This is a genomic window from Cobetia sp. UCD-24C (genome assembly GCF_001306765.1).
Taxonomy (GTDB): domain Bacteria; phylum Pseudomonadota; class Gammaproteobacteria; order Pseudomonadales; family Halomonadaceae; genus Cobetia; species Cobetia amphilecti.
Genome location: NZ_LJTD01000001.1, coordinates 399843 through 415628, shown reverse-complemented (window position 1 = coordinate 415628; position 15786 = coordinate 399843). Strand labels below are relative to the sequence as shown.

At 63.4% G+C, this 15786-nt stretch carries 17 protein-coding genes; 4 read left to right on the top strand and 13 right to left on the bottom strand.

The features are described 5' to 3' along the window. Positions 1 to 88 precede the first annotated feature (88 nt). Positions 89 to 592, bottom strand: coding sequence for a ribosome biogenesis factor YjgA (gene yjgA, locus AOG28_RS01780; protein ID WP_043332563.1), 504 nt, complete (start codon positions 590 to 592; stop codon positions 89 to 91). A 76-nt stretch (positions 593 to 668) separates the two neighbouring features. On the opposite strand from yjgA, the gene pmbA reads away from it, so the two are divergent. Next, the gene (gene pmbA, locus AOG28_RS01775; protein ID WP_054555106.1) at positions 669 to 2039 is read left to right on the top strand and encodes a metalloprotease PmbA; all 1371 of its coding nucleotides are present in this window, start codon (positions 669 to 671) and stop codon (positions 2037 to 2039) included. A gap of 106 nt (positions 2040 to 2145) precedes the next feature. Here the strand turns inward: pmbA and mgtE are convergent, their stop codons facing one another. The 12 genes from mgtE to AOG28_RS01715 form a co-directional block, all read right to left on the bottom strand. Continuing rightward, a complete protein-coding gene (gene mgtE / locus AOG28_RS01770) occupies positions 2146 to 3501 on the bottom strand; it encodes a magnesium transporter (protein ID WP_043332561.1) in 1356 nt (451 codons plus the stop codon). A 370-nt stretch (positions 3502 to 3871) separates the two neighbouring features. Further along, positions 3872 to 4141 (bottom strand): HPr family phosphocarrier protein, encoded by a 270-nt coding sequence (locus AOG28_RS01765; protein ID WP_043332560.1) that lies wholly within the window; start codon positions 4139 to 4141, stop codon positions 3872 to 3874. Continuing rightward, a complete protein-coding gene (gene rapZ / locus AOG28_RS01760; RefSeq protein ID WP_082388137.1) occupies positions 4128 to 5078 on the bottom strand; it encodes an RNase adapter RapZ in 951 nt (316 codons plus the stop codon). The genes AOG28_RS01765 and rapZ overlap by 14 nt, the downstream gene beginning before the upstream one ends. A 137-nt stretch (positions 5079 to 5215) precedes the next feature. Beyond that, positions 5216 to 5686: a PTS sugar transporter subunit IIA gene (locus AOG28_RS01755; protein ID WP_043332557.1), complete on the bottom strand. Its 471-nt coding sequence runs from the start codon at positions 5684 to 5686 to the stop codon at positions 5216 to 5218. Positions 5687 to 5695: 9 nt separating this feature from the next. Continuing rightward, positions 5696 to 6004 carry a ribosome hibernation-promoting factor, HPF/YfiA family gene (gene hpf / locus AOG28_RS01750; protein ID WP_043332555.1) on the bottom strand — a complete coding sequence of 103 codons (309 nt, stop codon included), beginning with the start codon at positions 6002 to 6004 and terminating at the stop codon, positions 5696 to 5698. A 661-nt stretch (positions 6005 to 6665) separates the two neighbouring features. Then, positions 6666 to 8114 carry an RNA polymerase factor sigma-54 gene (locus AOG28_RS01745; RefSeq protein WP_054555105.1) on the bottom strand — a complete coding sequence of 483 codons (1449 nt, stop codon included), beginning with the start codon at positions 8112 to 8114 and terminating at the stop codon, positions 6666 to 6668. 233 nt (positions 8115 to 8347) lie between these two features. After that, the gene (gene lptB, locus AOG28_RS01740) at positions 8348 to 9088 is read right to left on the bottom strand and encodes an LPS export ABC transporter ATP-binding protein (RefSeq protein WP_054555104.1); all 741 of its coding nucleotides are present in this window, start codon (positions 9086 to 9088) and stop codon (positions 8348 to 8350) included. A gap of 3 nt (positions 9089 to 9091) precedes the next feature. Further along, positions 9092 to 9670, bottom strand: a complete 579-nt coding sequence (gene lptA, locus AOG28_RS01735) for a lipopolysaccharide transport periplasmic protein LptA (RefSeq protein ID WP_235506910.1) — start codon at positions 9668 to 9670, stop codon at positions 9092 to 9094. A 108-nt stretch (positions 9671 to 9778) separates the two neighbouring features. Next, positions 9779 to 10462: an LPS export ABC transporter periplasmic protein LptC gene (gene lptC / locus AOG28_RS01730; protein ID WP_054555103.1), complete on the bottom strand. Its 684-nt coding sequence runs from the start codon at positions 10460 to 10462 to the stop codon at positions 9779 to 9781. Beyond that, on the bottom strand, positions 10462 to 11031 hold the full coding sequence (locus AOG28_RS01725) for a KdsC family phosphatase (protein ID WP_052384400.1): 570 nt from the start codon (positions 11029 to 11031) through the stop codon (positions 10462 to 10464). The genes lptC and AOG28_RS01725 overlap by 1 nt, the downstream gene beginning before the upstream one ends. Before the next feature lie 128 nt (positions 11032 to 11159). Beyond that, positions 11160 to 12227 carry a KpsF/GutQ family sugar-phosphate isomerase gene (locus AOG28_RS01720; RefSeq protein WP_082388136.1) on the bottom strand — a complete coding sequence of 356 codons (1068 nt, stop codon included), beginning with the start codon at positions 12225 to 12227 and terminating at the stop codon, positions 11160 to 11162. Between the two features lie 99 nt (positions 12228 to 12326). Next, positions 12327 to 13271 (bottom strand): calcium/sodium antiporter, encoded by a 945-nt coding sequence (locus AOG28_RS01715; RefSeq protein ID WP_043332549.1) that lies wholly within the window; start codon positions 13269 to 13271, stop codon positions 12327 to 12329. A 315-nt stretch (positions 13272 to 13586) separates the two neighbouring features. Between AOG28_RS01715 and AOG28_RS01710 the strand changes: the two genes are divergently transcribed. Genes AOG28_RS01710 through mlaD form a run of 3 tightly spaced genes read left to right on the top strand, consistent with a single transcriptional unit; the run spans position 13587 to position 15768 of the window. Then, the gene (locus AOG28_RS01710) at positions 13587 to 14507 is read left to right on the top strand and encodes an ABC transporter ATP-binding protein (RefSeq protein WP_082388135.1); all 921 of its coding nucleotides are present in this window, start codon (positions 13587 to 13589) and stop codon (positions 14505 to 14507) included. Continuing rightward, positions 14504 to 15304, top strand: a complete 801-nt coding sequence (gene mlaE, locus AOG28_RS01705; RefSeq protein WP_043332547.1) for a lipid asymmetry maintenance ABC transporter permease subunit MlaE — start codon at positions 14504 to 14506, stop codon at positions 15302 to 15304. Before AOG28_RS01710 ends, mlaE begins: the two co-directional genes overlap by 4 nt. Beyond that, on the top strand, positions 15304 to 15768 hold the full coding sequence (gene mlaD, locus AOG28_RS01700; protein ID WP_043332545.1) for an outer membrane lipid asymmetry maintenance protein MlaD: 465 nt from the start codon (positions 15304 to 15306) through the stop codon (positions 15766 to 15768). The genes mlaE and mlaD overlap by 1 nt, the downstream gene beginning before the upstream one ends. The last annotated feature ends 18 nt before the right edge of the window (positions 15769 to 15786 follow it).

The window sequence follows — 15786 nt, the reverse complement described above, 5'->3', positions numbered from 1 at the left end:
AGGGCCATGGCGGTGTCGAGGAAGCGCTTGAGGATCAGTGCGTGAGGTTCAGCACGAGAGACGCAGCGCGTGAGCGGCAGACCCCGTATCAGAGGTCGAGTTCGGCACGCAGTAGCTTGAAGAGCTTCTTGGCGCTGTTGGGCTGTTTGCCGGCGTCACGTTCGGCACGCGCATTGCGGATCAGCTGACGCAGGGCCTGACGGTCCACGTGAGGATAATCCTCGACGAAGATCACGAAGGCTTCATCGTCGTCCAGCAGTCGATCGCGCCAGCGTTCGAGACGCTGGAAGGAAGCATCGCGACGCACGTTCTGCTGCTCCATGGCTTCGAAGACGGCACGCACGGCGTCCAGGTCTTCCTTGCGCATCAGCTTGCCGACGTACTGCATGTGGCGACGCAGGCCTTCGTGACTACGAATGCGATGGGTCTCCTCGATGGCGGCCAGCATGTCGTCAGAGAGCGGGAACTTGGCGCGCTGGCCTTCCGGCAGATCGATGATCTTCTTGCCCAGCGCCTGCAGCTCGATCATCTCGCGCTTCAACTGGGACTTGCTGGGGCGCTCGACGAGCTCCTCGGGTCTTTCTTTACGCATGCCAATTCCAATGAGTCGGGGAAATTTGCGGCAGTATAGCACTGCCGGGCCCCCGTCTCCTCAGAAGGAGAACAACATGAGCCAGGCCTTTGATGCCGTTGCTCAGCAACAACTGCTCGAGCGTCGCGTCAGCGAAGCTCTCGAGCTTGCCCGCAGCCTGGGTGCCGACGCCTGTGAGGTCGGTGCCAGCGTCGATCAGGGTGTCAGCATCTCGGTGCGTGACGGCGAAGTCGAGACGGTCGAACTGTCACGTGACCAGGGCATCGGCGTGACCGTCTATCTCGGCAATCGCAAGGGCAGCGCAACATCTTCCGATGCAGGCAGCGACTCGATTCGTGCCGCGGTCGAGAAGGCGGTCTCCATCGCGCACTATACCGGCGAAGACAGCTTTGCCGGTCTGGCGCCGGCCGAGCTGATGGCCACCGACTTCCCTGATCTCCAGGCGCATCATCCTTGGGCGATCAGCGTCGATGAAGCGACTGACCTGGCACTGGCCTGTGAGCGTGCCGGGCTGGAAGTGGAGGGCATCGCGCAGTCCGAGGGCGCCAGCTTCTCCAGTGGCGAAGGCGTGCAGGTCTATGGCAACAGCCATGGGTTCCTGGCCAGCCAGTGCGGCAGCCGCCACTCGATGTCATGCATGCTGATCGCCAAGGATGCACAGGGCATGCAGCGTGACTATGACTACACCAGCGTGCGCAATCCGGCAGACCTGCGCTCTCCCGAGTCAGTGGGGCGTGAAGCCGCGCGCCGCACGCTGGCGCGCCTGAATGCGCGCAAGGTGGCGACGGGGCGCATGCCGGTGCTGTTCGACCCGCAGATGTCGGCCGGGCTGGTCGGTCACTACCTGTCTGCCATCGCCGGCGGCTCGCTGTACCGTGAGTCCAGCTTCCTGTGCGATAGCCTGGGTCAGCCGCTGTTCCCCGACTGGTTCACGCTGGGTGAGAAGCCGCGGGAAGTCGGTGGCATGTCCAGCGCCGCCTTCGACAACGATGGCGTCGCGACGCGTGACAATGTCTACTTTGCCGACGGCAAGGTGCAGAGCTACATGCTGAGCGCCTACAGCGCCCGTCGTCTGAACATGCAGACCACCGGCAACGCCGGCGGCGCGCGCAACGTGCGCATCACCGCGCCGTTGACCTCGCTCGATGAGATGCTCAAGCAGATGGGCACCGGCGTGCTGGTGACCGAGCTGATGGGCCAGGGCGTCAATGGCGTCACCGGTGACTACTCACGCGGCGCCTCCGGTTTCTGGGTCGAGAACGGCGAGATCCAGCATGCGGTCGAGGAGTTCACCATTGCCGGCAACCTGCGCGACATGGCGGCCAATCTGCTGGCGGTCGGCGATGATGTCGATACGCGTGGCAGTATCCACAGCGGTAGCTGGCTGATCGATGGCATGACCGTCGCGGGCATGTCCGAAGGCGAAGACGAAGAGCTGGAAGGTTGATCGCTGAGGCCTCTCTGATCGTATGACAGGCGAGAAACAACACGGCCGCTCCCAAGGGAGCGGCCGTGTTGTTTCTAAAGCAGTCACTGGAACCCGTCGGGGGGGATTACAGGTAGAGCCAGGTTGCCAGCCCCAGGAAGGCCATGAAGCCGATCACGTCGGTCACGGTGGTCAATATCACGCTGCCGGAGAGGGCAGGGTCGATATTGAGCTTCTTGAGCAGCACCGGCAACAGCGTGCCCGTCACGGCGGCGATCAACAGATTGATCATGATCGCGGCGCCGATGATGGCCCCCAGCTGGACATCCCCGAACCACACGATGGCGATGCCGGCTACCACCACGGCCCATAACAGGCCGTTGAGCCCCGCGACAATGACCTCGCGCTTGAGTAGCCAGCGGACATTGCCGCTCTTGACGTGCCCCAGCGCGATACCGCGAATCAGGACGGTGAGTGCCTGAGAGCCCGCGATGCCGCCCATGCTGGCGACGATGGGCATCAGTACGGCCAGCGCGGTGATCTTCTGGATGGTGCCTTCGAACATGCCGATCACGGCGGAGGCCATGAAGGCGGTCAGCAGGTTGATGCCGAGCCAGACGGCGCGGCGCCACGAGGTCCGCATCACGGGAGAGAAGGTGTCTTCGTCCTCATCCATCCCCGCCATCGACATCACCTGGTGCTCGGCGTCGCCACGGATGACGTCGACCACGTCATCGATGGTGATACGGCCCAGCAGGTTGCCATCGCCGCCGACCACGGGCGCCGAGATCAGGTCGTGCTTCTCGAACAGCGAGGCGACTTCGGTTTCCGGCATCAGGGCTGGAATCACCACGCTGTCGGTGTCCATCACTTCGCGCACCGTGACGCCGGGGTCCGAGACCAGCAGGCGATTGATGGGCAGGGCACCGATGAATTCATCGCGACGTGAGACGACCAGCAGGGTATCGGTGGAGTCGGGCAGGCGCTCGTGGCGGCGAATGTAGCGCAGCACCACGTCCAGGGTGATGTCCGGACGGATGGTGATGGTGTCCGTGTTCATCAGGCCGCCGGCGGTGTCCTCCGGGAAGGATAGTACCGTTTCGACGCGCAGGCGCTCCTGCGCCTCCATGGAGTCGAGCACTTCGAGAATCACCGCATTCGGCAGGCGCTGAAGAATGTCGGCGACATCATCCGGTTCCAGGTTCTCGGTGGCGGCGAGAACGTCGACGGCGTCCATGTCCTTGAGGAAGTCGGTCTGGATGTCTTCGCCTAGGTACTGAAGGACATCACCCTGCAGCTCGGCATCGACCAGCTCCCAGAGCAGATTACGCTCCTTGGGGGGCGAGGATTCCAGCAGGTGGGCCACGTCCACTGGCGCGAGGCCGCGATTGAGCATGCGTCTTGCCTGTTCCAGCTCGCCGCTTTCCAGCGCCTGTGACAGGCGATCAAGTCTTGGCTTGAGTTTACGAGACGTCTTGCTCATCTGTCGGCTTCCCCTGTCGACATGAAGGACAGCGCTGATTCTACCATTGGCGTAGGGGGGCGCGTCGACAAAAGAAAACAGTGTTTCTTATCGAAAGGACAATCCGCGTCCCGCCATTGGCACAAAAGCAGCGTTGCATGGCTGCCAGGCGCAAGGATAGGTGCAGGGAAAGATATAAGGGTAGGCGCAAGGACAGGTGCAAGATCAGGCGCTAGGCATCCTGCGCGAGCAGTTAATGGTGTCGCCAGGGGCCGCCAGAGGGGGCTGGCCGATAAGCGAGCGGGCCGAAAAGATAGTTGACCCAGAAGCGAGCTGGCTGAGGAAGGAAGGCTGAGCGCACAGCGCAAATGTACAGCACTGTCAGTAGCGGTTATTCGTCTTCCTCGAAACGCGCTTCGAACAGCGCCTCGATGGCCAGCATCGCCTCATCAGCCTGTTCGCCCTCGACATCGATCAGCAACGTGGTGCCGCAGGGCGCGGCCAGCATCAGCAATGCCATCACATTGGCCGCATTGGCCCGTCGCTCGCCATGGCTGACCATCACCGTCGCGCAATAGGGCGCACAGCAATTGACCAGCTTGGTGGCTGCGCGGGCGTGCAGTCCGCGGCGGTTGGTCAGCGTCAGCTCACGAGAGGCCATCGCGATGCTCCTGCTGATGCTCTTGCTGATGCTCTTGTTGCTGACCAATCGTCTCACCCGCGTTGCTCAGCGCGGTATGAATGCCCAGCTCGCGGTGACGCAGGCGCACCTCAGGCAGGCGCTCGGCAAAGTAGCTTGCCAGCTGCTCGCACAGGTAGACGCTGCGATGCTGGCCGCCGGTGCAGCCCACGGACACTGTCAGGTAGCTGCGGTTGCTGTCCTGATAGGCGGGCAGCCAGCGTTCCAGCCAGCCGGCGATATCGTCATGCATCGCCTGCACGGTGGGGTAGCGCTGCAGGAATTCGGCCACGCTGTCGTCGCGACCGGTATCGCCGCGCAGATTGATGTCCCAGTACGGGTTGGGCAGGCAGCGGGCATCGAACACCATGTCGGCGTCGGTCGGCACGCCATGCTTGAAGCCGAAGGATTCAAAGGTCAGCGTCAGGTGGCGGGAGCTGTGCTGGGCGACCTGCTCGGTGATCCGCGAGCGCAGGTCGTGCACGCTCAGGTTGGTCGAGTCGATGACCAGATCGGCCTTCTGGCGAATGGGAGCGAGCGTCTTCTGCTCGATCTCGATGGCCTCGGCTAGGGTGTGGTCGTTGTCGCGCGTCAGAGGGTGACGACGACGGGTCGCCGAGTAGCGTTCCAGCAGCACTCGCGAATCGGTGGTCAGGTAGACGACCTGCACGTCCATGCCGCTCTGGCGGACGTTGTCGAGCAATTCGGGGAAGCGGGTCAAGGCTTCCGGCAGGTTGCGGGCATCGATGGAGACCGCGATGCGCCGACGCGCCGGGCTGTCCTTTTCGAGCTGATCGACCAGTGGCGCCAGCAGCATGCCGGGCAGATTGTCGATGGCATAGTAGCCAATGTCTTCCAGCGCTTGGAGAGCGATGGATTTCCCGGAGCCGGAGCGGCCGCTGATGATCACGATCTTCATGAAGTGCTCTCCAAGGGCGAGGTCAACGTCGAAAGAATGCAGGGGTGGGGCAGAAGGCTGCCCGCTATCAGTGCGCTGCACGTCGGCCGATGGGAGGCCAGCAAGACGAAAGCCCGGACGATGTCCGGGCCTGTCATTCAGCGCGCCGGTAATTCGGCGATGGCTTGGGTCAATGCCTCAAAGAGTGCACGCTGGCTGTCTGCCTGGCGCAGGGCCGAGCGATTGGTCGGGGAATTGAGCAATTCCGCGACCTGTCCGAGCAGCGTCAGATGGGTCTCATCCGCTTCCTCAGGCACCAGCAGCACGAACAGCAGATCGATGGGTTCTCCGTCGATGGCATCGAAGTCGATGGGTTCACCGAGCTTCAGAAACGCAGCGATTGGCGTCTTGCAATGCGGGCTGCGTGCATGGGGCACGGCCACACCGTGGCCAATGCCGGTCGACCCCAGTCTCTCGCGCCCGATCAGGCGCGAGAAGACTTCCTGGCTATCCAGGCTGGGAATGTTCTGTGCGATGAAGGTGCTGAAGAATTCAAGCACCCGCTTCTTGCTCCCCCCGGGGACACCGTAAAGCGTGCGCTCGGGGGGAAGGATCTGATCAAGTGTCATGGCTGAAGGTCAACGGGTCCCGGTGCCCTGAGAGCGAGCCTGGGACTTTTCCTTGTGTTTGACCAGCTGGCGATCCAGCTTGTCGGCGAGCGCGTCGATGGCAGCGTACATGTTGGGGTCTTCTGCCAGGGCGTGGAGGTCAGCGCCTGCCGCGTGCAAGGTGCAGGCAGCCTGCTGGCGCTCCTTCTCGATCGACAGTGTCACCTGAACATTGGTGATGTTGTCGTAATGCCGTTCGAGGCGAGCGAGCTTCTCGTTGACGTAATCGCGGAGAGGATCGGTAAGTTCCACATGATGCCCGGTGATATTCACTTGCATGGACACGCTCCTTTATCCAGCGGGTTGCCATTCAATTGTAACCCTTTTTGACTACGAGCAAACCCTGATCGGACGCTCTGCAACAGGCTTGACGGCCACCGTCTGGCGATGTTTTCGCACCCTTGCCAGTGGCGTCAGATGTCGTGAGCGTCTGTACCGACAATGCCCAAGCTTTGCGCAAAGATCAACGCTGCGCTGCATCGTGGCTCAGTGCTTGTCTTCAACTCAGTGAGGGGTAACGGAGTGGACTTCAAGGGCACGTCTGGTGGGTGGTGCGTGAAAGACGCGCAAGAAGGCGGGTTTTCGTCGCCAATCCCTGCATGTACGTCGCCTTTCAGACGATTCGATTGCGTGGAGCAAGCGGCGTTACGGGAGGTTCGCCGGGTGTCATCCAGGTGCAATACGCGCAAAAGTGACTTTAAAAACATGCGATTGACGGTAAATGACGCTGCCGGAACGGCGGTTTTTTACCATCATTCTGCGCGCCGTCATGGGCCATGACGGGCAATTGGCGAGCGGTTGACGGCATGACAGAGCGCGCGACAGGCATACCGCTGCCCGCGAAGTCAGAGGCTGATGAGCGGAAAAATCCAGTGCTTGAGGTTGGCGGCGGCTGCCATTGTGGAGGTGAGAGCAGGGCATGGCAGCCGCAGGTGATGCGTCAGGCCAGACGCTTGCGCTCGCTGGAGGAGGGGATGCCCATCGCTTCGCGATACTTGGCCACGGTACGGCGTGCGACCTCGATGCCATCGCTGGCGAGCAGATCGACCAGCCGCGAGTCGGAGAGAGGCTTGCGGGCCGGCTCTTCCGCGATCAGCTTGCGGATGCGGGCACGAATGGCGGTGCTTGAGTGGGCGTCGCCACTGCCGCTGCCACCAACCTGGCTCGAGAAGAAGAACTTGAGCTCGAAGACGCCGCGCGGGGTGTGGATGTACTTCTGGGTCGTGACCCGCGAGATGGTCGACTCATGCATCTCGACCACTTCGGCGATGTTGGCCAGAATCAGCGGCTTCATGCCTTCCTCGCCTTGCTCGAGGAAGTCGATCTGGCGCGCCATGATCTCGCGGCCGACCTTGAGCAGGGTGTCATTACGCGATGACAGGCTCTTCATCAGCCAGCGCGCTTCCTGCAGGTTGTCCTTGAGGAAGGTGTTGTCGGCGGACTTGTCGGCACGCTTGATCAGCGCGGCGTATTCCGGCTGGATACGCAGCTTGGGCAGCGCTTCCGGGTTGAGCTCGACCTGCCAGCCATGGCGGGTATGGCGCACCAGCAGATCAGGGATCACGTAATCGCTGGCGGGCTCGCCCCAGGCGGATGCCGGACGCGGATCGAGCGCACGTACCAGGCGGATGACGTGATCCAGCTCGTCATCGTCAAGGCTCAGGCGCCGCTTGAGCAGCTTGCGGTCATCGTTGCCCAGTGCCTCGAGGAATTGACGTACCAGGCGGCGCGCCTGCGCCAGCAGCGGCAGATCATCCGGCAGCAGTGCCAGTTGCAGCAGCAGGCATTCGCGCAGATCACGGGCGAAGACGCCGGTCGGGTCGAACTGCTGCAGACGCAGCAATACCTGCTCGAGTTCGGAGGCCTTGAGGCCGGGCAGGCCCTGGCCGCGCAGGCCATCGACTAGCTCGTCGAGTGACAGGCTCAGATAGCCAGCACCGTCGACGGCATCGATCAGGCTCTCCGCCATCTGGCGTTCACGGCCATCGAGGTCGGTCATCGCCAGCTGCCAGCGCAGGTGGTCCTGCAGGCTCTCGACGCTGGTATTGCGATCGAAGTCCGGCCCTTCTTCGCTCCCGCTGCCACTGCCGGAGCTGGTCAGGCTACCGGCGTGGTCCTGGTAGAGGTCCGACCAGTCACTGTCGAGGGGGTATTCCTCGGGAATCTCGCTCGAGGAGTCGGCAGTGGAGATCTCGCTCGAATCCTGTGTCTCGACGACATCCAGCGACTCGTAGTCCTCGTCGAGCTCCAACATGGGGTTGGACTCGAGGGCTTGCTGAATCTCCTGACGCAGGTCGAGCGTCGACAGCTGCAGCAGCTGGATCGCTTGCTGGAGCTGCGGCGTCATGGTCAGCGAGGTGCCGAGGCGGAGTTGCAGGGTGGGTTTCATGGAGTCAGTCAATTCACGGCAAAGGAACGTGCTTACTACGCTATACCGTGACTCGGGGCACTGACAAGTGGTTGTCGTGAATATTCAAGCAACTTGCATGCCATGTTTCCACCAAGGTGGTATGGACGTCATGCATGCGTCTGATGTCAGACATGAAAAAGCCGCTACGCGATAAAATCACGCAGCGGCTTTTGAAGCTTTTGCCTCGCGAGGACTCAGCGCAGCCGCTGACCCTAGAGCGTGAACTCGTGGCCCAGGTAGACGTCGCGCACCTGCTGGTTGGCCAGGATGGAGTCCGCATCACCGTGGGCGATGATCTGGCCATCGCCGACGATATAGGCGGTGTCACAGATATCGAGCGTCTCGCGCACGTTGTGGTCGGTGATCAGCACGCCGATGCCACGATCGCGCAGTTGGCGCACGATGCTCTTGATCTCGCCCACCGAGATGGGGTCGACGCCGGCAAAGGGCTCATCGAGCAGCACGAAGTCCGGCTCGGTGGCCAGTGCACGGGCGATCTCGACCCGACGACGCTCACCGCCGGACAGGCTCATGCCGGCGCTGGCGCGGATGTGCGTGATGCTGAATTCCTCGAGCAACTCTTCAAGGCGTGCCTTGCGGCCATTGCGATCCAGGTCCTTGCGGGTTTCCAAAATCGCCATGATGTTGTCGGCCACCGACAGCTTGCGGAAGATCGACGCTTCCTGCGGCAGATAGCCGATGCCGGCGCGTGCACGCTGATGCATGGCGGCAGCGGAGAGGTCCTTGTCATCGATGGAGACGTTGCCGGCATCGGCGCGCACCAGCCCGACGATCATGTAGAACGAGGTCGTCTTGCCGGCGCCGTTGGGGCCCAGCAGGCCGACGATGTCGCCCTGGCGGATCTCCAGCGAGATGTCCTTGACCACCTTGCGGCCCTTGTAGGCCTTGGCCAGATGGCGAACGCTCAGCGTACGCGGAGTAGCAGCAGTCATGACTCAGTTTTCCTTGCTGGCATTGGCGCCGCGCGGCGACAGAGTCATGTGCACGCGACCGCCTTCGGTCTGCTGTGCCGTCTTGCTGTTGTTGGCGTTCACCTGGCGCTTGTCGAGGAAGTACTCCACGTAGCCGCCTTCGAAGGTGTCATCGCCTTTCTCGAGACGCGCGTTGCCGACCAGCTCCACGCGGCGCTCAAGTGCATGGTAGCGGATGGTGTCGGCCCAGCCCTTGACCAGCTTCTCGTCGGGTGCGGGTTGCTGTTCCAGGTAGGCACGCTTGCCGGTGGCCTTGACCAGCGAGATCTCGCCGCTGCCGGCGCGGCTGATATCGACGCGGCTGGCATCGAGTTTCATGCTGCCCTGGCGCATCTCCACCTGGCCGGTGTAGGTGGCGGTACCGGCCTTGTCATCGAGCGACAGGGCATCCGCGGCGATGTTGATCGGCTGGCTGGCATCGCTGTCCAGCGCCATGGCGGCCGGGGCGAAGGTGGACATGCCCAGTGCCAGGCAGAGCGCCATGACACCGCTGTTGAGGGTCTGGCGACAGGCCGTCAAGGGCTTGCGAGTCGTGGAAGTCATGGTGGCTCCTTGGCATGACGGGGTCGCCGCCCGAGCAATGATGCCATCGAGCGGCAGAGAAGAAGGTGGTGCGGCGCGGGTCATGGCGTGACGGCCAGCCCGGCGGGTTCATTCACCGCTGGCAGGCGCTGCCTCGAAGGTGCTGTTGACGCGCCCATCATCGGAGGTGGTGCTGTCGGCGCCCGAGTCGATGCGCTCGGCCTCCTTGCTGGCCTCGCTCTGGCCCGTGCCGGGTTGCAGGACGCTGCGAACACGGCCCTGCAGCACGGCGGAGTCCCGGGAGAGGTCGGCGCTGAAGCTGTCGCTTTCGACATGCTGGCCATTCTGGGTGATCACGACCGGCACGTCACTCCAGGCGCGATTCTGATCACGGCTGTAGTGCAGGACATCGGTATCGAGGGTCCAGCGGTCATCGGGCTGGCGCAGTCTGGCATTGCCCTCGAGGGTGAAGGTGTCGCCGCCGGCGCTCAACACGCCACTGTCACCCGTGGCATACCAGCGGCGGTCTTCACTGTCGTTGGTGCGAATCTTCGGGGTCTGCGCCCGGGTCACGTCATCGCCTGGCGTGTGCTCGATATGCGGCGAGGTCATGGACTGGATCGCCACGCCGCGCGCATCGAAGCGTGTCATGTCTGCCCCGTCGAGATAGTAATCCGGCTCACTGCTGTCGACCTCGACGTTGACGGTCGATTCCAGGCTGTTGCGCTGCTCGATCAGCGCCAGCACGCCACCGACGAGCAGCAACAGCAGCATCAGCCAGAGGCGCGGAGAAGGGCGGGGCAGACGTAACATCAGGGACGCGACTCCTGCAGGTAGGTATCCAGCACCGAGGCCCAGTGGCCCTGTGCCTTGAGCAGCAGATCACAGAGCTCGCGCACAGCGCCATCGCCGCCCTGGCGTGAGGTGACCCAGTTGGCCTCGCTCATCACGTAGGCCATGGCGTTGGGCACGCTGACGCCGAGACCGACACGACGAATGGCCTCGCGGTCCGGCAGGTCATCGCCACAATAGGCGACTTCTTCCAGCTCGATCCCGTGCTCGCGGCACAGGTCGGTCAACGCGACCAGCTTGTCTTCACGGCCCTGGATGACATCCTGAATGCCCAGTTCCTTGGCGCGACGCTCGACCATCGGCGAGCTGCGGCCGGTGATCAGCGCGACGCGAACGCCACTGCGCAGCACCAGCTTGAGGCCATGGCCATCCTGGACATGGAAGGACTTGGTCTCGACACCGTTGGCATCGTAGTGCAGGCGGTTGTCGGTGAGCACGCCATCGACATCCAGCGCCAGCAGACGCACGCGGCGTGCGCGGTCGATGATGTCCTGCGGATATTCTTCGCTCAGGGAATTCGTGTCGCTCATGGTCTTTCTCCTCGCACTCCGTGCATGCTTGACGCTGTCCTGTGAACGGCGCTGATAGGCGTTGAGCGGTAGCGTCTGCTGCCGGGACGATCTGCCGTCGAACAGAGACAGCGAACGCCCGCGGGAGTTCAGATCACGCCGCTGGCCAGCAGGCCGTGCATATGGATGGCTCCGATGGGGTGCTCATCCTCGTCACAGACTACCAGAACGCTGATGCGGTTTTCTTCCATGATGCGCACCGCTTCGGCGGCCAGCATGCTGGCGCGCACGGTCTTGCCGCCACGGGTCATGACATCATCGACCTTCAGCGCGCGCAGATCGCCGTGCTGGTCGAGGGTGCGGCGCAGGTCACCATCGGTATAGACGCCGACCAGGTGGTCGTCATCATCGATCACGCAGGTGAAGCCCATGCCCTGACGCGTGATCTCGAGCAGCGCATCGCGCAGCGGGCTGCCGAGCGCCACGCGCGGCAGGGCGTCGCCATGATGCATCACATCCTGCACGCGTAGCAGCAGGCGTCGACCCAGGCTGCCGCCCGGATGGGAAAGCGCGAATTCCTCGGCAGTGAAGCCGCGCGCCTCCAACAGTGCCACCGCCAGGGCGTCGCCCATCACCAGCGCGGCGGTGGTCGAGGCGGTCGGTGCCAGATTCAGCGGGCAGGCTTCCTGGGCGACGCTGGTGTCCAGATGTGCCTCGGCGTCACGCGCCAGGGTCGAGCCGGGCTTGCCGGTCATCGAGACCAGCGGGGTGCCCATGCGCTTCAAGAGCGGCAGCAGCGCCGTGACCTCGGCGGTCTCTCCGGAGTTGGACAGCGCCAGCACCACATCGGCCGGCGTGATCATGCCCAGGTCGCCATGGCTGGCTTCACCGGGGTGGACGAAGAAGGCCGGCGTGCCGGTGCTGGCCAGGGTGGCGGCGATCTTGCTGGCGACATGGCCGGATTTGCCCATGCCGGTCACGATGACGCGGCCCTTGGTCGCCAGCATCAGCTGACAGGCGCGGTCGAAGTCGTCATCGAGATGGCTTTCGAGCGCGGCGATGGCCGCTTCCTCAATGGCGAAGGTGCGACGGGCGCTGGCGCGAAAATCCGCCTGGCTGGCCGGAGTCTCATCGGCGGCGGACTGGCTGGCGGCAGACTGAGTTGAAGCAGAAGTGCCAGGCGTGGTGGCGTGCGGGGTGCTGGAAGGCTCGGTCATGATCGAATTGTTGCCTGTGGTTGGCCAGGGCTCATGCCGCGCGGGAAGGGCGTGTCATCCCGCGCGGCGGCGTGGCAAACGATGATGAAGACGCTGCCGTCAGCGAGTCAGGCTGATGGCAAGCCAGGCCGTGTAGGCCAGATAGCAGGCGAGCAGGATAACACCTGGGCCGCGACCGATGCGCCCACGGCGCTGCCAGATGAGCAGCGCGGCCAGCAGCAGCGTCAGCCCCAGCATCACCGGATAGTCGCGGCTGATGGCGCTGCCATCCACCGGGCCCGGCGCCAGCAGGCCCGGCACGGGCAGCACGGCGAGGATGTTGAACAGGTTGGAACCGATGACGTTGCCGATGGCGATGTCGTGATGGCGCTTGAGGGCGCTGGCCACGCTGGCGGCCAGTTCCGGCAGGCTGGTGCCGATGGCGATCACGGTCAGGCCGATGATCAATTCCGGCACGCCGAGTGCCTGGGCGATGTCGGTCGCCCCCCACACCAGCGCACGCGAGCTGGCGATCAGCACCGCCAGCCCGACCAGCAGCCAGAAGATGGCGCGTCCGGTGCTCATCTCGGGCACGTCATCCTGGCTTTCCGCCTCGCTCGGCGAATCGACCTTGAACAGCCACACCAGCGTGAAGACCAGCAGGGCCAGCAACAGGATGCCATCGAGACGCTCGAGCCCGCTGTTGGACAGCGCATAACCGCCCAGCGCCGTGGCCGCCAGCAGCAGCGGCAGCTCGCGACGCACCAGCCCGAAATGCACCGGGATCGGGGCGATCAACGCCGTGACGCCGAGCACCAGGCCGATATTGGCGATGTTGGAGCCCAGCGCATTGCCGGTCGCGATATCCGGAGTGCCATCAAGAGAGGCCATGATGGAGACGACGATCTCGGGGGCAGAGGTGCCGACGGAGACGATCGTCATCCCGATCAGCAGTTTGCTCATCCCGGCGCGCCACGCAGTGGCCGCGGCTCCTTCGACGAAGCGATCAGCACTCCAGACAAGACCAATCAGGCCGATGACGACTGCAAGGATGGGATATAGCATCAGAACTCTCGGGGCAGGGGGCAGGGCGGTGGCGTATCGCCGGGAACCGCGCCATTAAACGCATCCCCCCAATCCTTTGCAAGACAGTGGCCATGTTCCCATTGTCGAGCGTGCTGCCGAGCGCTTTGTTGAGCGCATCACCACCCGCGGCACGGCTCTGTTGCCTTGATGAGACTGGCGGCACAGGGGTGGGTTCGGATACGATGTTCGCTAACTAACTTGATCCTTGGATCCCATGACTCGGACATTCGACCTGTTCGCGAGCCGACTGCGTGTGGCTCGTCACGGCGAAGGTCCCTCACAGCGGATGCTTCTATGACTGATTTGCCCGGTCAGACCGCAACCCGGACGGGTGCGGACGGCCAGGATGCGCAGGCTTCTTCACGCGGCGCGGCAGGCGAGATCAATCTCGATGACGCCCTGATTCGTGTCGAAGGCCTGCGGTTCACCCGTGGAGAACGCGAGATATTCTCCGGCATCGACCTCAAGATCCCGCGCGGCAAGATAACCGCCATCATGGGGCCTTCCGGTACCGGCAAGACGACACTGCTCAAGTTGATCGGCGGCCAGTTGACGCCCTCGGCGGGGCGCGTCGAGATCGCCGGCTTGCACGTGCATGGCCTGTCGCGGCGCGAGCTGTTTCGCATGCGCCGTCGCATGGGCATGCTGTTTCAGAGCGGTGCCCTGTTCTCCGATCTGAGCGTGTTCGAGAACGTCGCCTTCCCGCTGCGCGTCCACACCGATCTCCCCGATGCGATGATTCGTGACATCGTGCTGATCAAGCTCGAGTCCGTCGGGCTGCGCGGCGCGCGTGAATTGATGCCGGCCGAACTCTCCGGCGGCATGACGCGGCGTGTCGCACTGGCGCGAGCCATTGCGCTGGACCCGGACCTCATCATGTACGACGAGCCCTTTGCCGGACAGGACCCCATCTCGATGGGCGTGCTGGTCAATCTGATCCGTCGCCTCAATGATGCGTTGGGCATGACGGCGCTGGTGGTCTCGCACGACATCAAGGAAACGCTGACCATCGCCGATTACGTCTATGTGATCGCCGATGGCAAGGTGATGGCGCAGGGTACCCCTGAGGCGCTGAACGCCGAATCGGACCCGCGCGTGGCCCAGTTCATCCACGGCAAGCCGGATGGCCCGGTGCCCTTCCATTACCCCGCCCCGGACTTCGCCGGCGACATTCTCGATGGTCGCGAATCGGCAACCCGCAGGAGAGAGTCATGAGTGGTCTGAATCGTGGCCCGCTCGGGGCCATCACGTCACTGGGCCGCAGCAGCATCGACGTGATCGCGGCCATCGGGCGTGCCGGCATGCTGCTGGTACAGGCCGGTATCGGCATTCCGTCCCGTGAGGGCATCGGCCTGTGGGTGCGGCAGATGCACTTCGTCGGTGTGCTGTCACTGGCCATCGTACTGGTCTCGGGGCTGTTCATCGGCATGGTGCTGGCGCTGCAGGGCTACACCATTCTGGTCGGTTTTGGTGCCGAGGAGGCGCTGGGGCAGATGGTGTCGCTGTCACTGCTGCGTGAGCTGGCGCCTGTGGTCGCGGCCTTGCTGTTTGCCGGGCGCGCGGGATCGGCGCTGACGGCGGAGATCGGCCTGATGAAGGCCACCGAGCAGTTGACCAGCATGGAGATGATCGGCGTCGATCCGCTCAAGCGCATCGTTGCGCCGCGCCTGTGGGCCGGTTTTGTCTCGCTGCCGCTGCTGACCATCGGCTTCAGTGTCGTCGGCATCTGGGGCGGCAAGCTGGTGGGGGTCGACTGGCTGGGCATCTACGAGGGCGCCTACTGGAGCAGCATGCAGTCGAACGTCGATTTCATCGGTGATGTCATGAACGGCGTCATCAAGTCACTGGTCTTCGGGCTGGTGGTCAGCTGGATCGCCGTCTTCCAGGGCTATGACCTGATCCCGACCTCGGAAGGCATTTCGCGCGCCACCACACGTACCGTGGTTTATTCATCTTTGGCGGTGCTGGGACTCGACTTTGTCCTCACGGCCGTCATGTTCGGAGAGATTTGATGAAACGTACCCGCATGCTCGAGTTCGGCGTGGGCCTGTTCATACTCGCTGGTTTCCTGGGAATGGTCTTCCTGGGGCTGCGTGTCAGTGGCGTCACGTTCCAGCAGGCCGATGACACCTTCGTGCTCAATGCCAACTTCTCAGGGATCGGAAGCCTCAAGGCGCGGTCAAAGGTCACGATGGCAGGTGTTGCCGTCGGCAGCGTCGAGAAGATCGAGCTGGACCCGAAGTGGTTTGATGCCCGTGTCACGATGAAGCTCGACAGCAGCCTGCGTGGCAAGCTGAGCAAGGACACCACCGCCGCCATCCTGACGTCCGGCCTGCTGGGCGAGCAGTACATCGGCCTGAGTACCGGGGGAGACCCGGACGTGCTGGAGGACGGCGATACCATTCGCGATACCCAGTCTGCACTGGTGCTGGAAGAGTTGATCCAGCAGTTCGTGTCCAATTTTTCGAAGAGCTGATTCTCGAAGCGTTGATAT

Excerpts from the sequence above, each read along its gene's own strand:
- yjgA (WP_043332563.1), bottom strand. The coding sequence starts at position 592 with ATGCGTAAAGAAAGACCCGAGGAGCTCGTCGAGCGCCCCAGCAAGTCC.
- pmbA (WP_054555106.1), top strand. The coding sequence starts at position 669 with ATGAGCCAGGCCTTTGATGCCGTTGCTCAGCAACAACTGCTCGAGCGT.
- mgtE (WP_043332561.1), bottom strand. The coding sequence starts at position 3,501 with ATGAGCAAGACGTCTCGTAAACTCAAGCCAAGACTTGATCGCCTGTCA.
- AOG28_RS01765 (WP_043332560.1), bottom strand. The coding sequence starts at position 4,141 with ATGGCCTCTCGTGAGCTGACGCTGACCAACCGCCGCGGACTGCACGCC.
- rapZ (WP_082388137.1), bottom strand. The coding sequence starts at position 5,078 with ATGAAGATCGTGATCATCAGCGGCCGCTCCGGCTCCGGGAAATCCATC.
- AOG28_RS01755 (WP_043332557.1), bottom strand. The coding sequence starts at position 5,686 with ATGACACTTGATCAGATCCTTCCCCCCGAGCGCACGCTTTACGGTGTC.
- hpf (WP_043332555.1), bottom strand. The coding sequence starts at position 6,004 with ATGCAAGTGAATATCACCGGGCATCATGTGGAACTTACCGATCCTCTC.
- AOG28_RS01745 (WP_054555105.1), bottom strand. The coding sequence starts at position 8,114 with ATGAAACCCACCCTGCAACTCCGCCTCGGCACCTCGCTGACCATGACG.
- lptB (WP_054555104.1), bottom strand. The coding sequence starts at position 9,088 with ATGACTGCTGCTACTCCGCGTACGCTGAGCGTTCGCCATCTGGCCAAG.
- lptA (WP_235506910.1), bottom strand. The coding sequence starts at position 9,670 with ATGACTTCCACGACTCGCAAGCCCTTGACGGCCTGTCGCCAGACCCTC.
- lptC (WP_054555103.1), bottom strand. The coding sequence starts at position 10,462 with ATGTTACGTCTGCCCCGCCCTTCTCCGCGCCTCTGGCTGATGCTGCTG.
- AOG28_RS01725 (WP_052384400.1), bottom strand. The coding sequence starts at position 11,031 with ATGAGCGACACGAATTCCCTGAGCGAAGAATATCCGCAGGACATCATC.
- AOG28_RS01720 (WP_082388136.1), bottom strand. The coding sequence starts at position 12,227 with ATGACCGAGCCTTCCAGCACCCCGCACGCCACCACGCCTGGCACTTCT.
- AOG28_RS01715 (WP_043332549.1), bottom strand. The coding sequence starts at position 13,271 with ATGCTATATCCCATCCTTGCAGTCGTCATCGGCCTGATTGGTCTTGTC.
- AOG28_RS01710 (WP_082388135.1), top strand. The coding sequence starts at position 13,587 with ATGACTGATTTGCCCGGTCAGACCGCAACCCGGACGGGTGCGGACGGC.
- mlaE (WP_043332547.1), top strand. The coding sequence starts at position 14,504 with ATGAGTGGTCTGAATCGTGGCCCGCTCGGGGCCATCACGTCACTGGGC.
- mlaD (WP_043332545.1), top strand. The coding sequence starts at position 15,304 with ATGAAACGTACCCGCATGCTCGAGTTCGGCGTGGGCCTGTTCATACTC.